Raw genomic sequence first — 6,269 nt, 5'->3', positions numbered from 1 at the left:
CCTTTGGGTTTTCCGGTCGTTCCGGAAGTATAGATGACATAGGCGAGGCTTTCCGGAGCACTGTATTCAGGAAGCGGAGCTGTGGACTCATGGTCGTGGTGTTCCGGCAGCACTATTTTTTCTTCAGGCAGCAGGATGGGATAGGCCTGTGTGATGTGCTTTTGAGAAAGCACGATCTGTGCATTGGTATCCGCCAGGATATAGTCAATCCTGTGTTGAGGATAAGCGGGATCGACGGGTACATATGCGGCACCGGCTTTGAGTACGGCAAGGATGGCGGTAATCATTTCGGTTCCCCTGTCCATACAGATGGGAATGAGGGTGTCCGGGCTTAACGCTTGTCCGCTGAGCTTTAAATACTTTTCCCTGATGGTTCTGGCCAGGCTGTTGCTTTTCTGGTCCAGTTCCTGATACGATAAATGGTTTTCTGCAAACAGGAGCGCTGGCTGTTCCGGGTATTGTAGCGCGTGTTTTGTAAGAACGGCATGCAAGGTTTCGTTTTGAGGGGCGGGCTGGAGGGCTCCTCCAAAGTCCTGCAGGATATGTTCAAACTCATCGCGACCAAGTAAGGATACCTGTTGGTAGGGCCGATCCGGTTTGCTGATGAGCCGGTCAACAAGCAAAATGAAATGCTGTACCATCTGCTCAATAGTTTCTTTTTTGAACAGGCTGGAAGCATAATTAAAACGCCCTGAGATTTCCTGTTCACTGTCGTCGATAAATACGGAGAGGTCAAATTTTTCTACTTCAAAGGAAACGGATCCCTGGAAAGGTTTAAAATAGCGCTCCCGTTCTTTGGCAGTCCGCTGGTCCTTACCGAAATTTTGTACGACAAACATGGCCTGAAAGATCGGGTGACGTGAAGGGTCTCGTATGACTTCCAGTTCGTTCAGGAGCCGCTCAAAGGGCAGGTCCTGATTTGATTGTGCAATGATTTGTTCTTTGTGAACCTGCCGGAGCAGGTCGATAAAATGATCTGATTCGTTTAGTATGACGCGGTTGGCCTGTGTATTCACAAAAACGCCGATCAGTTCCTGGAGTTGTGAGTAATGCCTGTTGGCGATGGGACTCCCCACCGTGATGTCATTTTGCCCGGAATATTTACCCAAAAGGATATAGAAGGCCGTGATCAATACGTTGTGCAGGGTGGTTCCCTGTTCTTTTACGAGTTTTCGGAGCCTATCGCTGGTATCCGCATCGAAGAGAAAGTCTGCTCCTGCACCCAGATAGTTTATGGTCGCAGGTCTTGGAAAATCGAGCGGCAGGGATAAGGTCTGGAAGCCCGACAATTTACCTTTCCAGTACTGCAGTTGATTTTCCAGCACTTCTGAGCTGAGGTAATTTCTCTGCCAAATCGCGAAGTCCTTATACTGGATCGCTAATGGGGGAAGTTTAAAGTTCTCGTCTCCCGCAATAAATGCCTCGTAACCGGCAATGAGTTCCTTTTGAAAGATGCCTACAGACCAGCCATCACCGGCAATATGATGTGTAGTGATCAAGAGGACTGACCTGAGGGAACCGGTAATATGGTACAGACTGACCCTGATCGGATATTCTGCAGCCAGATTGAACGGGCGGTTAATGTCTGTAGTAAGGAGGGTTTCAAGATCTTCCGGATGACTTACCTGAATCTGTTCGATTTCCAGGGGCTTGTTCTGTACCACCTGGATTCCCTGCTGCTGCTGGTCCTGCTCAATGGTGCTTCTGAGCACCTCATGTCTTTCTACAATTCCGGACAGTGCATATTTGATTCCTTCAATATTGATCCCTTCTGCAAGCTCGAGGGCCATGGGGATATGATAAGCGTTTGTTCCCTGCTCATACTGCTCAATGAACCATAGCCGCTCCTGTGCAGCGCTTAAAGGATAGTTGCTGATGCTGCTGTCTTTTAAAATGATGACGTTTAAAAATTGCGCTTTTGAAAAGATGTTGTTTTCTTTTAGCAGGCTGATGAGCTGTTCTCTGTGGTTACTGATCAGATCTTTGGTAACCTGGTTCTGAAGAACAGGAGGGACCAGCAATTTGATCAGGTCGTTTTCAAGCCATATTGCGCCGGCATGATGTCTAAGCGTATTTAAAAAAGTATGAATATTTTTAATTCCCATGTTCTTATGATCTATTTTGCCATTAAAATTCCCACTCAGCAGCATCCGGATCAATGACCGGAAGGATGCTGTATTCCAGGATTGCCTCAATTGTGGCGTGCCTGAACAAATCGGCCACTTTGATTTCAGCCCCTAAGGCCGCACTCATTCTATGAGAGACCTGCATCGCGAGGATGGAATTTCCTCCGATCTGGAAGAAATCATCAGCAATGCCAATACGTTCAATGCCCAGGACGTCTTGCCATATGGCGCAGATCTCAGTCTCGGTTTCGCTCTGTGGGGCCAGGTATCCCTCATTGTTTGCGGCAATATCCGGATCTGGTAAAAGTCTTTTATCCAGCTTTCCGCTGGAGCTGAGCGGGAAACTGTCCATCTGTACCAGCACTGCAGGTACCATGTAATCCGGCAGTGTTTTTTTTAGGTGTTCAGTCAGTCTGGTTTTATCAGGCGAGCTGCCTTGCTGTGGTACATAATATCCGGTCAGATAGCTGGATGGTCCTGCTGAAGCTGGCCTTTCCCTCAGCACAACACATGCCTGTGCGATGCCTCCGGCCGCTGTGATCGCGTGTTCAATTTCTGCCAGTTCTATTCTGTAGCCGCGTATTTTGACCTGGTCGTCATTCCTTCCCAGAAATGCAATGTTACCGTCGGGCAACCATTTGACCAGGTCGCCGGATTTGTACATTCTGGTGTATCCCATTTGTCTTTCCAGAGCTGATGCAAATGGGTTTTCGATAAACCGTGCTTCGGTAAGGGGGATGTTGTTGAGGTATCCTCTCGCCAGTCCGGCCCCGCTGATATAGAGCTCGCCAACAATGCCTATGGGCACAGGTTGCCTGTCGCTGTCCAGTATATATACTTTTCTATTTGGGATGGGCTTTCCTATAGGAACTACATTGCCGGTTATCTGATGCGCGAGCGTATAGGTGCAGCTGAAGGTTGTACTCTCTGTAGGGCCATAGCCATTGAGGAAGTTTGCAGGTTTATGTGAGCTGGATATCAATTTGTTGACTATGGTCTTGTCAAGAGCTTCTCCACCTATGATGAGGTATTTGAGTCTGGAAAATAAGGCCTGATTGAGCAGGAACAATCCATCGAAAAGCGTTTTTGTGAGCCAGAGAACGGATACCTGATTTTGCGAGAGAAATTCCGCGAAATTCTGCGGATTTGAGGTCAGTGCCCGGACATCAGGATGTATGGCCAGAACAGCACCTTTTAGCAATGGGGTCCATATTTCCAGCGTAGCGGCATCGAACACCGGAGAAGAGAGAAATGCGAAGGTATCTTTTTCATCAACACTGATGTAATCACTGTTCACCAGGGAGAGGATATTCCTGTGTTCGACCATCACCCCCTTTGGATTCCCGGTAGTGCCTGAAGTATAAATGACGTATGCCAGGTTTTCCGGAGCGCTGTATACCGGAAGTGCTTCCAATGGTTCATTGCTGAAGTTTTTGTCGGGAGAAATTCTGTGTTCCGGTAGTGTAATGTGATATGCAGCTGGTATGTGTTGTTGGGATACGATCAGTTTGGCATCAGTGTCTGACAATATATAATCTATTCTGTGTTGTGGATATGCGGGATCTACAGGTACATATGCCGCGCCAGCTTTGAGAATGCCAAGAATTGCAACGATCATGTCCTTACTTCTATCCATGCAGACAGGAATAAGTGTATCCGGCAATATTGGGGTTCCGGTTAGCCGGAGATATTCTTTTCTGAGCTGGTGTGCAAACTGATTACTTTGCAGGTCCAGTTGCTGGTAGGAGAGCCGGCTTCCTTCGGAAATGATGGCAGTCGCTTCCGGGTTTTCTGTTGCCTGACGGGTAAAAAGTGACTGAAGCGTCTCTGTAGCTGATGGGGTCTGAAGTGTTCCTGACCAGTTGTTTACGCTGAGTTCGAACTCTTCTTGCCCGAGCAGAGATATCTTGCTGTATGGTTGGTATGGCGTTTTGCTCAGCTGGTCAACAAGCTGTATAAAATGTCTGGCGATCTGTACGATTGTTTCTGCCTTGAAAAGGCTCGCGGCATAATTAATTAAACCTGAGATTTCCCGGTCGCTATCGTCGATAAATACCGAAAGATCGAACTTTTCCACTTCGGAGGAAACAGATCCTCTGAAAGGCTGGAAATAACGCTCCCGTTCTTTTTTTGCATACTGATCATTGGTGAAGCTTTGTACCACAAACATGGTCTGGAAAACAGGATGTCGGGAAGTATCTCTCTGAACTTCCAGTTCTTCTACCAGTTTTTCAAAAGGCAGGTCCTGATTAGACTGTGCAGAGATCTGTTCTTCGTGCACCTGTCGCACCAGCTCCATAAAATTGCCGGTTCTGCTCAGGATAGTCCTGTTGGCCTGTGTGTTGACGAAAAATCCGATGAGCTCCTGGATTTGCGAATGATGTCTGTTGGCAATAGGGCTTCCCACTGTAATGTCGTCCTGGCCGGAGTATTTACCCAACAGAATATAGAAAGCACTCAGCAGGACACTGTGGAGAGTGGTTCCCTGTTCTCTAGCGAGCATCCGGAGTTTATTGCTGGTATCGGCGTTGAAGTTAAATTTATGGCCGGATCCGGCATAGCTGATTGAAGCGGGCCTTGTAAAATCTGTTGGCAGTAACAGGGTTTGGAAACCGGAAAGTTTATCTTTCCAATAGTGCAATTGTTTGTCCAGCAGTTCGGAACTGAGGTAGTTTCTCTGCCATACGGCAAAATCCTTATACTGAATGTCCAGCGGAGGAAGTGCAAGGGCAAGGTCTCCCCGGGCAAATGCTTCGTAATAAGCCAGCAGTTCTTTCAGGAATATTTCCATAGACCAGCCATCGCTGGCAATATGATGTGTATTGATCAGGATCACTGTTCTTTCCTCATCTTTAACATCGTAGAACCGGACCCTGATCGGGTATTCGGCTGTGAGATTAAAGGGATGGTTGATGTCTTTGGAAATCATTGCTTCAAGATCTTCCAGCGTAGATAGCTGCAGCTGTTCGATTTGCAGCTGGTCCTGTTGTACAACCTGGATTCCCTGCTGCCTGTCGTCCTGTTTAATGATGCTCCTGAGTACTTCATGTCTGTCCACGATTTTTCCGAGGGCATATCTGAGTCCTTCAATATCGCAGTCTGCCGTCAGTTCGAGTACCATGGGCATGTGATAGGCATTTGTACCCTGTTCATATTGCTCGATGAACCACAGTCTTTCCTGCGCAAAGGAGAGCGGGGCTGAGGTTCCGGCAATCCTGTCTATTTTTAAGAGTGCCTTTTTGTCGAGGTTTTCAGAGAGTTTTGCCGGTGTTTTGTACCTGAAAAGATCGGCTACCTTTACTTCGTATGCCAGCGCTGCAGTCATTCTGTGAGAAGCCTGAATGGCCAGGATTGAATTTCCTCCGACCTGGAAGAAATCGTCGTCAATACCGACATTTGAGATGCCCAGAACTTCCTGCCAGATGTTACAGATGCCGGTCTGAGTTTCGTTTTGTGGCGCCACATATTTATCGCCATCCCCGGTTTCCGGGTCAGGCAGTGCTCTTCTGTCCAGTTTGCTGTTGGTGGTTAGCGGGAAACTGTCCATCTGAACCAGTGCTGTGGGCACCATATAATCGGGCAATACCTTTCTGACCGCCGAGAGGATGTCTTCGTTGGTGAGCTGGTTGAGGAAGGGGAGGTTATAGGTTCCCTGGGGCGGGGCCTGGCTTTTGTTTATTGTCGTTTTATCTGTTGTTCTTCTGGTAATGAGTACATCGTACCTGTACCTGCTCAACTCATTGTCATAACTGCCATTTCTTAGGAGCAGGCTGACTTCCATATCCGCATAACGCTCGGGCAGGCGGGTAAAATAGGTTGGCGAGAGCAGGAATTCGTTGTCTCGCAGGGCAATTCTGTCGATGTCCTGCTGCTGGTATGTTTTTCCTGCATATTGCAGTTTTTCTGTAATCAGTTGTTTCTGCAGGTCATAGTTCCGGATGTCGCCAAGGAAGATGACCCCGTTTTTGCTCAGTTTGTCAAAGGCTTTCAGGAGCATGTCTTCGAAATAGGCAATGCCGGGGAAATACTGGGATACAGAGTTGACAATGACCGTATCAAAGGGTTGTTCTGCCGGTACCTGATCGACCTGGTCTGCTTTCAGGTGAAAGAGCTGCAGGTTGGTGTTTTTACCTTCCAGGTAAC

At 47.8% G+C, this 6,269-nt stretch carries 2 protein-coding genes; both read right to left on the bottom strand.

The window, feature by feature from the left end; genetic code table 11:
* On the bottom strand, positions 1–2,105 hold a 2,105-nt coding region (locus DBR43_RS32750), incomplete at its 3' end, for a non-ribosomal peptide synthetase (RefSeq protein WP_158622657.1).
* A 22-nt stretch (positions 2,106–2,127) separates the two neighbouring features.
* Positions 2,128–6,269: non-ribosomal peptide synthetase (locus DBR43_RS32745; RefSeq protein WP_124587568.1), on the bottom strand; the 4,142-nt coding region annotated here is incomplete at its 5' end.

This window comes from Pedobacter sp. KBW06 (genome assembly GCF_003852525.1).
Classification (GTDB): Bacteria; Bacteroidota; Bacteroidia; order Sphingobacteriales; family Sphingobacteriaceae; genus Pedobacter.
The sequence above is the reverse complement of the archived record's forward strand: the minus strand, read 5'-3'. Positions and strand labels throughout refer to the sequence as shown.